The organism is Bombilactobacillus sp. ESL1094 (assembly GCF_058107425.1).
Genome location: NZ_JBYLUM010000001.1, coordinates 1,467,320 through 1,481,430, shown reverse-complemented (window position 1 = coordinate 1,481,430; position 14,111 = coordinate 1,467,320). Strand labels below are relative to the sequence as shown.

Sequence of the window (14,111 nt, the reverse complement as noted above, 5' to 3'; positions counted from 1 at the left end):
AAACATTAGGTCCGTGAGTAGCAGTTGACCATTAGTTTTTCTATTGCTAAATCTTTAAGGGTACAAAAACAAGGGCCTCACTAGTTATCTGCATTTAATTGTTTTTCTATTGCTAAATCTTTAAGGGTACAAAAACTTCAAGCATGCTAGGCGTTATTGGTCACGGGTTTTTCTATTGCTAAATCTTTAAGGGTACAAAAACATAATACTTAGTGGTCGATTTTCGCACGTGGTTTTTCTATTGCTAAATCTTTAAGGGTACAAAAACAACTCTCAAAGACGACTAACTTAAATTACCGTTTTTCTATTGCTAAATCTTTAAGGGTACAAAAACCATTGCTTTAAAAAGTCTTGATAGTAAGGAGTTTTTCTATTGCTAAATCTTTAAGGGTACAAAAACTTAGTCTTCATAAAGCTCTCTCCTTTCATTGTTTTTCTATTGCTAAATCTTTAAGGGTACAAAAACTCAATTGATGATGGTCAAATTGATAATTTTGTTTTTCTATTGCTAAATCTTTAAGGGTACAAAAACCTCAAATTGAAAATAATCATTAATTTTTCAAAAAAGAGATTTCTGCATCAGTTAATAAATAATCTTCTAAATTAAATGACGTCTCATAATCCAGCAAATCATTTATTATTTTTAATAATACCAAATCTTTTGATGATAATGCAACCTCTCGCTTACTACCTATCAAGGGTAGTAACTGGGCTAAAGATTTTAAGATTTGCTGATTAGACAAATTCATCATATTGGGATAATGATTTTTTAGACTTTGAATAACAACATCAAATGGTGGTAATTGTTCAATATGAGGACCAACCAAAATTATTTTATAAATATCAGCACTATCTAATCTGACGCCTTGAAAATCATTCGCTATATAAATAACTTGTAAATTAGTTTGAAGCATAATTTGTTTTAACTTAGTTACTAATTCTTCAATTTTATCAGTTGATAAATAACTCGTAGGGTTATACATAATTAACCACATTTTATCAGCCGTTCGTTGGGCAACAGCCGTAATTAAATTGAGATACTCATCCACTAATTCATCAGTACTCATCAATTCAATTGGTGTCATGATTTGATTTTCTTGATAACCGACTACCAAATTATTTTTTAACAACTCTAAATAATTTAGATCCCTTAAATCCACTTGCAGACTATCTGCAAAATTATCAACATAATCCTGTAGTAAAAAAGATAGTTGATATAATTCATTGTTAATATGCTCTAAATGTTGAGTAACAGCTACTTCGTTTTCCTTTTGATTCAGATAATCAAAGAACAAAGATGGTTTATGATAGATGACTTGCTGATAAATCGCTTGACGACTATTAATAAAATAAAAGTGATTATGTTTTAAATCAATTAAATGATCATCAATCAGTAACTCAATACCATTTTCACCATAAATATTGGCCTCAGAAACATCCAACTTTTGACGATAAAAATAAAAACTACGAAATATTTTCCACAGCATATCATGATTAGGACCCACGAAATAAAGAATTTGGTCTAAGTCAGCTTCCACAAATTGCTGATCTTGATACTCAATTTGTAAATTCATATTTGCACCAGCTTTTTACTACCTACCAAGGCTTCCTGATTACTGCGACTACCAACTAAAATTTTCATATCATCAAATTGTTTCTCACTAACTGCTAATAAGCGAACTTCACCATGATTAGGCAAAAAAGCCTGAATATTATGTTCATATTTTTTACCGGCCGCACGATTGGGTAAAGTCCGATAATAAACTGAATATTGTAGCATGGTAAAACCATTGCGAATTAACTCTTTGCGAAAAATTCGATATTGTCGTTGTTCATTAATTGTTTCCATGGGTAAATCAAACATACAAAGTAAGCGCATATTTTGATATTTCACCTGATCCTCCTATAAATTAACGATACTAATTCCACAAAAAACTTTACTTAATACTATTTGCCTGAATAAAATCTTGCAAGCTAATCGTCAACAAAGCTTGTGGATCATCTGTACTCATGGCGGTCACAAACGATTGCACAAATTTCTGAATCACATGATCCATCGTCATTTTCTTATTGCTAATCAACATTTCTTGATTCATAAAATTAATTAAGCTCATCCGCGACTCATAACTCAAATAGTCGGTTGTTGACAAAACTTGTTGATCAATCCAATAATCCATCAATGGCCGAAAGGGTTCCATTAAATCATCAGCCAAATTAAAACTGTTAAATTCATTTCGGTGAAAAATGCCTAACATTGAACTTAAGCCATCGGCTACCACACACCGCGCCACGCAGGAGCGGACAATTGCATAACCAAAGTTCATTGCATAATTAACTAACACCTCAGCATCTCTAGTAAATGAATTGCCAAACAGCGAATCAAAATAAACTTTAGCTACCTGACCCTCACGATTAGTTAAATCACCATCGGTTAATTCCATGACCAATTGTTCCATCATTTCTAAGCGTTCTAATTCCACTCCCTTGTAACGGGCAAATGCAATTTGATTCAGCATTTTTTGTGCAATGACCTGTTTCCACATTCTAGCTTTCTGTTGACTAGTCCAATTAGCTTGAGCAATTACTCTTTGAGCCGAATGATGGTATTGACCATATGGCAGATACATGCCTACTGGCAAATATTTATCATCACAAATAATTAAGCCAATATTATTATGACTTAAACCCACCAACAGTTTGGTTGTAATCGTGGTGCGATTGCCTTCCAAAATAATGGTATTAATATCAGATAACGGAATATAGACTGTTTTAGATAATTTGACAATTTCTACATTATCTAATTTAAGTCGCAATAATTCTCCTTCTTTAATATGTACGATCCGCCAACCCAAAATAAACGCCTCTTTTTAGTGTTATCGTTTTCATAATAAGGCTTATTTTATTCTTTGACAATCTTTTTTTGTCAAAAATTAAGAAAATTTCTACATTGGAAAATTTTATGTAAAAAAAATGACTGCCAAAGGCAGTCAATAAATTCGGGATGAACCCTTATTTTTGTAGATCCTTAAAGATTTAGCAATAGAAAAACTTTAAGTCGCTTGAACATTCAAACATATAAGGCGTCCCCTACGAGAGTAAGTATAACACCTTTATTAGAATCAATCAAGAATATTTTGTGGCTGTTTTTCTTCTTGCTCTAGGTAGTATGGATTACCTAAAATGTCAGTATTGACTTTCCAAAGTTTACAGTCCTTGGGTACTAGCGGCTTAATAATTTGCTTGCCTTCTTTAGCGTTACCATATAGTGGAATCTTCGTCAAATAATTATCATACGAATCTAATAATTTTAATTCTGCATAATTCTTATTGCTGGTTGTCCGTGACCAAAATAGTAATTCCATTTGCTCTTTCGTTTTTAAATTTTGCACTTTAATCCGATTTTTCCGGTACAGCGAAAATAAAAACTTTGCATCAGACTGAACCCCTTCTCGTGCCTTGATTTCGAGATAATCAGCCCTTTTAATTCCAAAGGTGCCATGAACACAACTCAAATCAGAATGATTAATCCCCATGATTTGATATTCACCAGTAGCTTCGTCTAAATAAACGTCAGTGCGCCATGGTTTCAAAGATTGCAAAATAACTTGCTTATTGCGCGCGTTTTGAGGCGTAACACTAATTTTTGAGCCCATCTTTTTATCATAATACTTCAATTGCTTAATAATCGGACCATTGTTATGCTTCGCATATTTGTGCAAAAAACCATGATCGCGTCGATATAGTTCAAACGGACTAACATTTTTAGGTTTCACCTTACCTGCTTGATCAATTTCTTCTATTTGATCAGGATATTGTTGCAACACTTGCTCTAACAAAGCAAAACTTTGTGGATCTAATTTAGCCATCAAAAACTTAGATGGATCTTTATCATACACTTTTTTGAATTTGGCATAATCCGTAGCATCATAAATATTTTTAATTTTAGCAATGATATAATCTGCTGGCTGCTTATCTTTAGCTAATTGACCATTACGGACTGAATAAATAGTGTCATTACTAATCTTACGATTCATCTTTTTATCAATTTGGTGCGAAAATTGCACTCGTGGTTTTATCTCTTGTAATTCTGTCACCAAATGACTATCAGGCAAATTCAGTAGTTGCTGATCATATTCTTTATCGTCTAAAATAGCACCTGTTTTGATATCAATCGTATGTTCTGACACTTTCACTGGAAAAATCGTACCACCTGATTTTTTCCATAACTTCAAAAACGGTGTCGCGGCAATAATCGTCGCATCAACTGCATGATGATGATAAGTTTCTCGAGACTTCGGTAAATGCCAATGCTTACGCATATTAGACGTGAATTTACCCCGAATGACGGCTACTTTCGTCTTTTGGTTTTTCTCTCGATAAAACTCTTGCAAACTATTCAAGACCACGCGTGAAGAGTAACGTGTATCAACTAAGTTACGACTGATAAAGCGCTGCCGCACTTCTAAATCACTTAAATCTTCATCGCATAAATAATTATCGCGTTTGGCTTTAGAAAAATTGGTATTGTTTAACACTTGAGCTTCAAATTTTTTCCAACCTTGACCATGGTTCATATTAAAAAACTCATATGGTGTCTGTTTTTCTTTTTGTTGATTCATTTCTTTGTAACACAACGTTTTATTATTTAAACTATCATCGAAGGATACTGACTGGGGAATAATATGATCGATTTCAAAATTTTCTGGATAATGTAATAAATCATATGCATCAATAGTTTGGCCACTATACAAACACTTATGTTGTTGTTCATACCACAGGCGAATTTTGGTATATAATTTACCACCCTGTTTACGTAAACCATCATCAACGTCTTGTTTACTGCCAACCGATGTTATAAATTCTTGCATGGCTTGATCTTTAATTTTGCGATTATTCTTTTTTAATTGATCCAGATACTTTTTCATATCCTTTTCGTTTTTGTCACGCGGCATTTCCACAACAATATAATCTGGTTGACCATATTTTTTTGTTACAGCATTCACAATTTTTAACGCTTCCCGCACGGATTTAGCGGCAACCGGATTATAAATATCCTCCGTAATCTTACGGTAGGGCAAATACTCGTCATCTTGAAAACGATGTTGATCGCGCAAAGACCAACCTTTTTCCTGAAGCAATGTCATTTGTTCCACTGGACGCTTTTGCATTTCAGGAATTAATTCGCGCATTGTTTTAATTGAAAAGCGGTGCCATTTATTGTTACTTTTGATTTCAAACGCTGCTTTATTATCAATAATAGCCTGAATTAAACTATCGTCCAAGAAATCATATTGGGGTTGCAGCCGTTGATGCAGTTGTTTTCTAATCTCACCATCTTCAGTATTAAGCGTCATAATAAAACTTAAATCATCAAGAAAAGCCGTACTCCAAGTATTAATCTCAATATCTTGTTTTAAAAAAGCTTTGCGTATTTTTCGATAAATAGCTAAGGAATGCAGTTCTGGTTTATCATTTTCATCCACTCGGTAACCGCGAATATCTTGCTCTTCACAATGACTAATTTTTTTAATCAATTTCATCATTGACGGATTACCCTTAGCTTGCCGCAATTCGTCAATAATTTGCAATTTATCAGCCGGCGGCATCTTACCATCTTCATAAGTGGTAATCGTTAAATTATTTAAATCACTTAATAAATTGAATTCTTGCGCAGTATAAGAAGCGGCCGAAGCCCGCAGTTCTTCAGGATGTATTCTGTCACGCCCAATCAACTCCTCAAATAAATTATCCAAGGTCCGACCGTCTATTTTATAAATACCACAATCCGTCCGTGATTTCTCACTACCAGGTCCTTGATAATAGCCCCGCTTACGCTGTAAAATCTTACAAAATTGTTCTTCAAATTCGGCAGTCAAAATGGTGGGATAAAATTGCCGCTGGGTAGCAATAATTTGCCGCGCTTCTTTGACAAAAGCGGCGGTGGGAAAAACATTTAGTAAAACTTGATTATTCTCAGTATTTTCAATTTTTGCACGTACTTGATTATATTTTTGCAATCGTTGCAGCTGAATTTGCGCTGGCGTCTGTGTTTGTAAGTCAGTCTCATTAATTTCTAAGCTCTGACTATAGTCACTACTGCTCTTTAGATCATCCAAGGTAAAGCTAATTCCTCGGTGCTTAACGATGTTGTATAAAGCGCTTACTAATTCCGATTGAGTTAGCTGCTGCGTTAACCCTTTAACTCGTAAAGCATACGGATTCACATTTTGCGGCAAATTAATATAATACGGATCGGTTTTGGAACGTGTAGGAAGTAACTTGGAACGTTCAAATAAATTAACCGTATCAATTCGGCGTTGTTTTTTCCGTCTTAACAATCGCCGACTTCCACGCCGATCGCGCCGCGTCTCATTTTCTTCCGAAATGCTTGCGTTAAACAACCTGGAGCCCAGTTCTAGAACATGCCCTTTTTGATAATCCAGGACACTAAAACCAACTGATGATACCCCAATATCTAAGCCTAGACTGATTGATTGTGCCATAACCTTGCTCCGTTTCCTTTTAATAATTTTATTTTAACAAATAAATTAAAGAATTAATCAAAAATATTAAAAAGAAGTTGAGTATTAACTGCGGCCAACATTAAAGTACGAACTTTTACTTTAGTGCTGCGCGCAATTAAACACCAACTTCTGGCTTTTGAAACGTTATCTAAACTAAATTAACGAGAAATTCTGCTCGCCCTTAACTCTGAACTTTTACCAATCATGCATCAGCTCTAATTTAAAAGTTAACGCCTCGCAAATTTTTAATTAGGGATTAAAAACTGCCATTATGCACTTCAGCAATGCTATCCGCCAAAATAAACGCACCAGCATCAATATCAAAAATCAAATCTAAAATACTCCGATAATTTTGCGTATCGGTCACAATCATCAACATTTCTTTCGGTTCGTTAGAACGACCACCACGAACGTCAAACACCGTACTTCCTAGTTGTAGTTCTTGCTCCAAAATAGTCTGAATAGCATCCTGGTGTTGTTCACTCATAACATAAACAACTAATTTTTTATCTAAACCGGTTTGAATATAATTCATCACCATTGTGGAAATACCAACTGATAAAATAGCTAAGAAGAAATACTCAAATCCCGAAACCCAAATATTCCCCAAACAGACAATACCATCAATAACAAACAAGCTATTGGCATTGCGGATGCGAAAATATTTATTAAAAATCATGGGTGGAACCGTGGTACCACCTGCTGAATAACCTGAGCGATAAATAATCGACAACCCAAAGCCAAAAACAATACTACCAATGATGTCCGATAACAGCGGATTTTTAATAATCATTAAATCCGGCGTGATCGCTAAAAAGAGTGGCAATACCAAACTGCCAAACGTGATTTTAGCTGCAGCAACCTTATCAAGAAAGATCAAAGTTAAAATCCACATAAATACATTGAAGATTAAAAGTGTCATGGATAGCGGCACCTGCCACAATTGCTTAACTAAAATAGCAATTCCTGTGGCCCCACCAGCAGCAATTTTATGAGGATCGAAGAACATTGAAACACTAACTGCAATTAATTCCAGGCCCACTAACACGCCCAAAATTCGCGATATTTTTTTGATGTATTTGTTTTTTCTAATTGTTATCATAACTATATTATGCCTGAAATTGAAAAAAATATCAAAAAAAATATCTATTTTGTTTAAATAGGTGTATAATAATTTTATATTTTGCGGATGTAGTTTAATGGTAAAACTTCAGCTTCCCAAGCTGGCGTCGCGAGTTCGATTCTCGTCATCCGCTTCATAATTTTACTGACCAATGAGCCTGAGGGGCTCTTTTTTATTGCGCTGGAAAAAAGGCACTTGGCTTTGCCACGAACCAGTTTAAAACAATTATTGCCACAATTTCATAAACTGAGGTAACGCTTGAATTAAATGTGTTGGCAAAACTACGTACTGCTTTTGGGCTAATTGCTCTGCCAAATAACTATGTGCAAAAGTAGCCGCCAACACAGTTGTTGGACTCCAATCAAATTGGGCTACAAAGCCGGCCATTATCCCAGTTAAGGTATCACCCATGCCACCGGTAGCCATCGCAGGAGTTCCAGCAGTATTTTCAAAAATTTGTTGACTACCACTAAAATAAATATGGCTAGGGGCGCCTTTCAAGATCAAAGCCGTTTGGGGTAATGTTAATTGATCAAGCGTCGCCTGATTGCGCTCAAACTGTTGTTGTGATGGTAATAAATGGCTGAGCTTTTTCCATTCCATCACATGTGGTGTCAAAATCAAATGCGCCTGAATTTTTTTTAAATTCAGTTTAGTTTGCGCGATCAATCCAAAAGCACTAGCATCTAAAATCAGTGTTTGTTTGGACGTCAACAAGGTCGCCATTTGAATTAACAAATCGCCCATTGGTGCTGTGATTTGTAATCCCGGACCAAACGCTACGACATCAACAGTTTGGACCATTGTTAAAATGGCTCTTGTATCATTCAAGTCTAAGCCCATCGCTTCTGGATATGTGGTTCTTAAACTAGTGAGATTCTCTGGATCAGTAGCTAAAGTCACTAATCCGGTTCCGGTATAAAGTGCCGCACCAGTTGCCATTAAAGCCGCACCACCAAATTGTTGACTGCCTGCAATGATCAAACATTTGCCAAAAGTACCTTTATACGAGTCAACTGGCCGTGGTTGAATGACCGTTTGTAAAATTTTTGTTGTTAATTTTTCCATTTTTATCAAATCCTTAGTTACTTTCTGGTATAAATTTGTTATAATAATTGTTTGTAAAGCCGTTGTGGCGGAATTGGCAGACGCGCAGCGTTCAGGTCGCTGTATGGGTTACCATGTGCAGGTTCGACTCCTGTCAACGGCATAAAATCGCTTGATCTATCAACGTTTTGCAAGCATTGGTTCACCATATGTCCGCTAAAACTATGAATTAATTTTTTTCAACATCAGTTTAACATATATTATATGAGTAAAGCCTATGTATTAGCTCCCAATTTGGGAGCTTTTTTGTTGAATTAATAATTTAATAAACGATAATATCTACGAGTTTTGGCGGAGCGCCCCGTCTTAACTGAATACATATTAAACAAAGTATCAAAGTAGTGATTTAAAGCGTATGGTTCAATAAAATCGCGCAAAGATTGGTCTAATTGATCCAATTCAAAGGCTTGCATATCAACTACCAACAAATCATTCGTAAATTGCTTGGCAAAATTCACCACTCTCAAATCATTCTGCCGATTGCCACCACTGTTAACTACAATATTGACATTTTGCTTGCGATCGACGATTTCCATTGGCCCATGGAAAAATTCTCCAGAATGAACCGCTTGCGCTTTGATCCGTTGAATCTCCTCTAATAAATAATTGGCAAAGCAGCAAACTTCACCCCACATTAAACCTGAACCGACCCACAACTGATGTGCTTTTAAATCAGTATTATTAACTTTATCTAAAGCTTGGGGCATTAAAGTTTCCATTCCCCGAACTAAATTAGTATCTAAAGTAGACAATTGCTTTTGGATGGTGGTCACCTGAACATTAGCCAAATTGCCTGATAAATTTAAAATTAACCAACCTAACTCAATTAAATTAGCGTCAGTGTCGATAGACTTTAAGCGTTCATCTAACAAATCAGCCTGTTCCAAAGGACTATTGTCATCACCAATAAATCCAATCATCAGACATTTTTTCTGCGCTCTAATAGTTGTTAATGCTTGGATTAATTCATGAGTGGCACCAGTTTTGCTGCCAGCAATAATCAAAGTTTGTTCATCAATCACTGAAAAATATTCTGAAATTAATTCTTCGGGACTAACGATTAAAAACGGCATTTTTAACTGTTTGAACATCATGGGCCGCAAATCTACAAATTTCGTATAGGTGCCACCACACCCTGTAAAAATAATTTTACTAATTGACTTTGCTTGTAATTGCTCAGCCACAGTACTGACATGTTCTAATTCATTGACAGCTGCTTCATAATTGGTGATAAAAACTTGCTTATCAAAATACATTGATTTATTCTCCTCATTTAACTAAGGCTTCAAGAAGCCAAAGAATGCACCGACAACACTAATGACTAGAATTGCTAATAAAATCCAAATCATTTTAATATGCTTTTTCTTTAACAGCCAGGCAATAAAAAAGGTAACCAGCAATGGCATTAAGTCCGGCATAATTGAATTTAAAACCGATTGAATTGTTTCAGGGTGCTTACCTGCACTAATTGCTACCGGAATTTTAATGACCACCATGGAAGCCACCATGGCCCCAATCACCGTATTACCTAAAATATTAATGGCGTAAGTAATCATATTCATGAGACCGTTGGCCATTTTATCCACAAAAGCACTGCCTAATTGATAGCCCCACATCGTTCCATAATAGCGAACTAATAAATTGGGAATATTATAAATTAGAATAAATAATATGGGTCCCAAAACACTGCCTTTTTGCGCTAAAGAAATGCCAATTCCACTAGCGATAATTTTCAAGCTACCCCAGAAAACAGAATCACCAATGCCAGATAAAGGACCCATTAATCCAGTTTTCATAGCGTTAATAGCACTCGGATCAAACTCAGGATCATTGGCATTTTTTTCTTCCATCGATGCCAAGACACCAGCAATAAACGGCGAAGTTGCTGAAGTACAGTTAAAAAATTCTAGGTGCCGTTTTAAGGCAGCAGTTTTATCTTCAACACGATCATATAACTTATCAATAATTCCAGACATCGTATAAGCAAAGCCCATACTCATCATCCGCTCATAGTTAAACGACGCTTCCATGGGCATACTGCGCCAAAAAATGCCACGTAAATCTTTTTTAGTTAACTTTTTTTGCTCTTGAGACTTAGAAGTCATCCTCTTGTACCTCCGTCTGCGTATTCGCACTAGTCGTTGAATTTTTATGAATTTCATTCATTATTAAGTACATTATTCCGGCAAAAATAGCCCCGATAATCGATGCAGCAACCATATCTAATTTTAGATACGCGGAACAGACAAAACCTAAGAAAAAGAAGGGCGCAACACTTTTGGAAAACGACATATTGATAAGCATTGCAAAACCTACTGCCGGTAAAATTTCAGTTGTAATCGTGATCCCATCGATTAAAGCTTTCGGAATGATTTGTACGAATGCTTTAACCAAACCACTACCCAAAGCAAAAGAAATCGTTGTCACTAAAGTCATAACTAAAATTCTAGTCAAGGCAGCCCAGAGATGCATGTTGCCCGCAGCCTTGATTTTACCTTCATCACTTAAGTGATCAGCTTTGTGTGTCATGGCTGGAAAGACGACAACGTACAACAAATTCTTAACTAGTAAACCCAAAGTGGCAATTGGTAAAACCAATGTCAAGGCAACACTCACGCCGTAACCATTTTTTAAAGCCAGGGCTGTTGCCAAAATTCCTCCAATAATTTCATCTGGCGGGACAGTTGCTCCAACTCCCATTAAGCCCATAAAAGCTAACTCTAAAGTAGCTCCCATCAATAGTCCTTGCTTAATATCACCAAACAAAACGCCTACCAAAAAACCGGTTACAATTGGCCGTCCAATAAAAGATGATCCCAAAAAATCTTGCATATTAGCAATTAAGGAAATAATGAAAATGCCGATAACTTGTAATATCATTACTTTCTCCTTTACTTAATTAAAGCTGAAAATTCAGTGTCCGGATCATTAGGTGCCTGCTTAACTACCACTTTAACCCCGTTATTTTCTAAATCCGTTAACTGTCTCACATCAGCTGCCGTTACATAGACTGATTTAGCGATATTTTGACTATTTTCTGTTTTATTAGCTAAACCTAAATCAATTAATTTGATATCTGGTGTTAACTTAGCTAAGCGATAAGCGTCATTAATTGTCTCCACGATAATAAACACTCGATATTTATCCGTCACACCACTCTTAATTGCTTTGGCAGAATCTGCAATTGATTTAAAAATCAATTTGGCACTAGCTGGTTTGGCTAATTGTAAAGTTTTTTTGCGAAAAGTATCTTGTGCTACTGCATCATTAGCAATCAAAATCGCATTCGCAGACAAATTATTGGTCCAAGCAAAAGCCACCTGGCCGTGTAACAAACGGTAATCAATTCTAGTCATTACAATCATATTCTCGTTTCTCCTTAAAAATCTTCATCCTCGACGGAATCTGCGACATCCATAACGATCTGTAAACCATCCTTGCCCATGGCAACTAATTCCTGTAATTTTTGCATTAATGTGACCGCATCAACTTGACTAGTTACATTAACGTAATTGATCAGTTCCAAGACCAAGGGCAAGTTCATTCCGGTAATCAAAAAGTAGTTATCTTCTCCTTGCACAAATTGAACTAACTCATTATTCACAGATCCTCCTAACACATCAGTTAAGAAAATAATTTGTTCATTCTTTATGGGCGTGATGATTTTCAATAATTGCTCCTGAAAACTAAGATTGTCATCAACATAAGCTGTAATATAATGTAATTTCGGCTGTTGCCCCATAATTAATGACACCGTTTGATACATTCCTAACGCCAAAGTTGAATGACTTGCCAGTACTATTTCCACAGTTTTCACCTTCTTTATAGCCATATCTTCATTTATTAAATCTAGAGCTATTTTCAAATTCAGGCAATAAAAAAAAGACCATTTCTTAAAATGACCTCATTTTTAAAACCAATTTAGGGACCAATCATCTCTGAATTGTATTTTTATAATTAATAAAATTAGGATTATACCATGACTGTGTATATTCAACTAATTTTTTTCTTTTAGTAAAACCTTGATATTCAAAATAAAGCAAATAACGCTCTTCGGCTAACTTCAACTGCTCCGCAACAAAGGGCGCTTTTTCAACAGATTGGGCCTGAAAAATCGTATGAAACATAATTGGCTTTTTATTTCTAAAAGCCATATAATCATACAACGACAATTTTCCAAAATCATAGCGATGGGCATCTTCAAATTCCCTAAACGGAATATAAGATTTTTGAAAGGCGATTACTTGTTGTGACACCATTCTAGTCCGAATTAACTCGTAAAAATCTTCATATTTATTATCAAAAATCAATTGCAATTTTGGAGAATGATAAATGGCTTTAAATGACCAAACACGACTAGTAGTATTTCTTTTATTAATACGCATAATTTGTGTAAACGAATTGGGCGCATCATCACCAATTTTCACCAAATTGTTAGTGCCCACTTCCACTAAATACGTCCCATCACCGCGCCTTTTTTCCAAAATATTATCAGCCACTAATGAATTAATCGCATTTTTAATAGTTGTACGACTGTAACCTAATTGACTAACTAAAGTTCGTTCATTCCAAATCCGTTCATTAAATTTAAAAGTCCCACTAGTAATTAAATTGAGAATTTTTTCCTTAGCTTCAATATACAAATAGGTCTTCAATCTCCTTCTCCTTTTTGAAAAATAAATTGGTCCGGCAACAGCACTGTTTCTTCCGAGCGAATAATCGTTCCTTGATTGTTACGAAAAATTGCTTTTTCTACCAAAACTTGTAAGCGGTCAACTTCTTGTTTGAACAATTTACGTTCCTGTTCATTAGCCCATGTCAACATCACATTTTGAGTGATTTGATTAACCTGACATTGATAATCTACTAGATTTTCCAAATCCATTAAATCACTTTGATCCAATTGTGGTAAAAAGCGGTTGGGAATTAAGGAAGTGATAATGGCAGTTGGTTGCTGTTGTTCTAACAAAACGAAGACGCGCTTTCTTAAGCGGCCTATTTTTTGTGCAAACATTGTATTATAAAAACCTGATTCTGCGACTTCTTGTACGTTAATCAACTTCGGATGCTGCTTAACTTTTTGAAGAGGAGTCGTATATTTTTTTAAATCAATTACTTCCATATTATTTTCAGACCATTCTATCAATAGCGTTCCATGCTTGGTAAATTGCTTATTACTAACATATTATATACCACCGTTTAATCGCTAATTATTCAGACTTTCAGCCACTGTTTCTGATTCTAATCAACTTGTAATAGCAAAAAAATAAGGTTGGAACAATAAGATTAATGATCGTACTCTATCTAGAAGTAAACGAACATTAATTCATTATTGCGTTCCAACCTTATTGTTTTTT

Annotated in this window: 13 protein-coding genes, 2 tRNA genes and 1 CRISPR repeat array (1 of these 16 cut by a window edge); of the genes, 2 read left to right on the top strand and 13 right to left on the bottom strand. The window is 35.3% G+C overall.

Annotation, left to right across the window (positions count from 1 at the left end; translation table 11 throughout):
- Positions 1-532: direct repeats of the CRISPR family, unit length 36 nt; unit sequence GTTTTTCTATTGCTAAATCTTTAAGGGTACAAAAAC; it reaches 32 nt to the left of the window's first position.
- A 19-nt stretch (positions 533-551) separates the two neighbouring features.
- The 5 genes from csn2-St to AC3B5S_RS06990 all read right to left on the bottom strand — a co-directional run bounded on the left by csn2-St (position 552) and on the right by AC3B5S_RS06990 (position 7,626).
- Positions 552-1,574 (bottom strand): CRISPR-associated protein Csn2-St, encoded by a 1,023-nt coding sequence (gene csn2-St, locus AC3B5S_RS07010; protein WP_489790276.1) that lies wholly within the window; start codon positions 1,572-1,574, stop codon positions 552-554.
- Positions 1,571-1,879 carry a CRISPR-associated endonuclease Cas2 gene (gene cas2 / locus AC3B5S_RS07005; RefSeq protein WP_489769858.1) on the bottom strand — a complete coding sequence of 103 codons (309 nt, stop codon included), beginning with the start codon at positions 1,877-1,879 and terminating at the stop codon, positions 1,571-1,573. Before cas2 ends, csn2-St begins: the two co-directional genes overlap by 4 nt.
- 58 nt (positions 1,880-1,937) lie before the next feature.
- Complete coding sequence (cas1, locus tag AC3B5S_RS07000; protein WP_489790275.1) at positions 1,938-2,852, bottom strand: type II CRISPR-associated endonuclease Cas1; 915 nt, start codon at positions 2,850-2,852, stop codon at positions 1,938-1,940.
- A 267-nt stretch (positions 2,853-3,119) separates the two neighbouring features.
- Positions 3,120-6,503, bottom strand: coding sequence for a type II CRISPR RNA-guided endonuclease Cas9 (cas9, locus tag AC3B5S_RS06995; RefSeq protein ID WP_489790274.1), 3,384 nt, complete (start codon positions 6,501-6,503; stop codon positions 3,120-3,122).
- Positions 6,504-6,780: 277 nt separating this feature from the next.
- Positions 6,781-7,626, bottom strand: a complete 846-nt coding sequence (locus AC3B5S_RS06990; RefSeq protein ID WP_489757737.1) for a YitT family protein — start codon at positions 7,624-7,626, stop codon at positions 6,781-6,783.
- Between the two features lie 83 nt (positions 7,627-7,709).
- Here AC3B5S_RS06990 and AC3B5S_RS06985 point away from each other — a divergent pair.
- Positions 7,710-7,780: transfer RNA gene (locus tag AC3B5S_RS06985), tRNA-Gly, on the top strand.
- A gap of 92 nt (positions 7,781-7,872) precedes the next feature.
- Here the strand turns inward: AC3B5S_RS06985 and AC3B5S_RS06980 are convergent.
- Complete coding sequence (locus AC3B5S_RS06980) at positions 7,873-8,715, bottom strand: NAD(P)H-hydrate dehydratase (RefSeq protein ID WP_489790273.1); 843 nt, start codon at positions 8,713-8,715, stop codon at positions 7,873-7,875.
- A gap of 58 nt (positions 8,716-8,773) precedes the next feature.
- Between AC3B5S_RS06980 and AC3B5S_RS06975 the strand changes: the two genes are divergently transcribed.
- Positions 8,774-8,857: transfer RNA gene (locus AC3B5S_RS06975), tRNA-Leu, on the top strand.
- 151 nt (positions 8,858-9,008) lie between these two features.
- Here AC3B5S_RS06975 and AC3B5S_RS06970 read toward each other — a convergent pair.
- From AC3B5S_RS06970 to AC3B5S_RS06940, 7 genes are all read right to left on the bottom strand, one after another.
- Positions 9,009-10,010 (bottom strand): SIS domain-containing protein, encoded by a 1,002-nt coding sequence (locus AC3B5S_RS06970; protein WP_489769661.1) that lies wholly within the window; start codon positions 10,008-10,010, stop codon positions 9,009-9,011.
- 21 nt (positions 10,011-10,031) lie between these two features.
- Positions 10,032-10,859: a PTS system mannose/fructose/sorbose family transporter subunit IID gene (locus tag AC3B5S_RS06965; protein WP_489790272.1), complete on the bottom strand. Its 828-nt coding sequence runs from the start codon at positions 10,857-10,859 to the stop codon at positions 10,032-10,034.
- Positions 10,849-11,634: a PTS mannose/fructose/sorbose/N-acetylgalactosamine transporter subunit IIC gene (locus tag AC3B5S_RS06960; RefSeq protein WP_489757733.1), complete on the bottom strand. Its 786-nt coding sequence runs from the start codon at positions 11,632-11,634 to the stop codon at positions 10,849-10,851. The genes AC3B5S_RS06965 and AC3B5S_RS06960 overlap by 11 nt, the downstream gene beginning before the upstream one ends.
- 11 nt (positions 11,635-11,645) lie before the next feature.
- A complete protein-coding gene (locus tag AC3B5S_RS06955) occupies positions 11,646-12,119 on the bottom strand; it encodes a PTS sugar transporter subunit IIB (protein ID WP_489769659.1) in 474 nt (157 codons plus the stop codon).
- A gap of 14 nt (positions 12,120-12,133) precedes the next feature.
- The gene (locus AC3B5S_RS06950) at positions 12,134-12,562 is read right to left on the bottom strand and encodes a PTS sugar transporter subunit IIA (RefSeq protein WP_489790271.1); all 429 of its coding nucleotides are present in this window, start codon (positions 12,560-12,562) and stop codon (positions 12,134-12,136) included.
- Between the two features lie 124 nt (positions 12,563-12,686).
- Complete coding sequence (locus AC3B5S_RS06945; RefSeq protein ID WP_489769657.1) at positions 12,687-13,409, bottom strand: GntR family transcriptional regulator; 723 nt, start codon at positions 13,407-13,409, stop codon at positions 12,687-12,689.
- Positions 13,406-13,900 (bottom strand): hypothetical protein, encoded by a 495-nt coding sequence (locus tag AC3B5S_RS06940; protein WP_489769656.1) that lies wholly within the window; start codon positions 13,898-13,900, stop codon positions 13,406-13,408. Before AC3B5S_RS06940 ends, AC3B5S_RS06945 begins: the two co-directional genes overlap by 4 nt.
- Positions 13,901-14,111 lie beyond the last annotated feature (211 nt).

Bases quoted from the DNA above. Each gene is read 5' to 3' on its own strand.
- AC3B5S_RS06965 (WP_489790272.1), bottom strand. From the start codon at position 10,859: ATGACTTCTAAGTCTCAAGAGCAAAAAAAGTTAACTAAAAAAGATTTA.
- AC3B5S_RS06955 (WP_489769659.1), bottom strand. From the start codon at position 12,119: ATGATTGTAATGACTAGAATTGATTACCGTTTGTTACACGGCCAGGTG.
- cas2 (WP_489769858.1), bottom strand. From the start codon at position 1,879: ATGCGCTTACTTTGTATGTTTGATTTACCCATGGAAACAATTAATGAA.
- AC3B5S_RS06980 (WP_489790273.1), bottom strand. From the start codon at position 8,715: ATGGAAAAATTAACAACAAAAATTTTACAAACGGTCATTCAACCACGG.
- AC3B5S_RS06960 (WP_489757733.1), bottom strand. From the start codon at position 11,634: ATGATATTACAAGTTATCGGCATTTTCATTATTTCCTTAATTGCTAAT.
- cas9 (WP_489790274.1), bottom strand. From the start codon at position 6,503: ATGGCACAATCAATCAGTCTAGGCTTAGATATTGGGGTATCATCAGTT.
- AC3B5S_RS06990 (WP_489757737.1), bottom strand. From the start codon at position 7,626: ATGATAACAATTAGAAAAAACAAATACATCAAAAAAATATCGCGAATT.
- AC3B5S_RS06970 (WP_489769661.1), bottom strand. From the start codon at position 10,010: ATGTATTTTGATAAGCAAGTTTTTATCACCAATTATGAAGCAGCTGTC.
- csn2-St (WP_489790276.1), bottom strand. From the start codon at position 1,574: ATGAATTTACAAATTGAGTATCAAGATCAGCAATTTGTGGAAGCTGAC.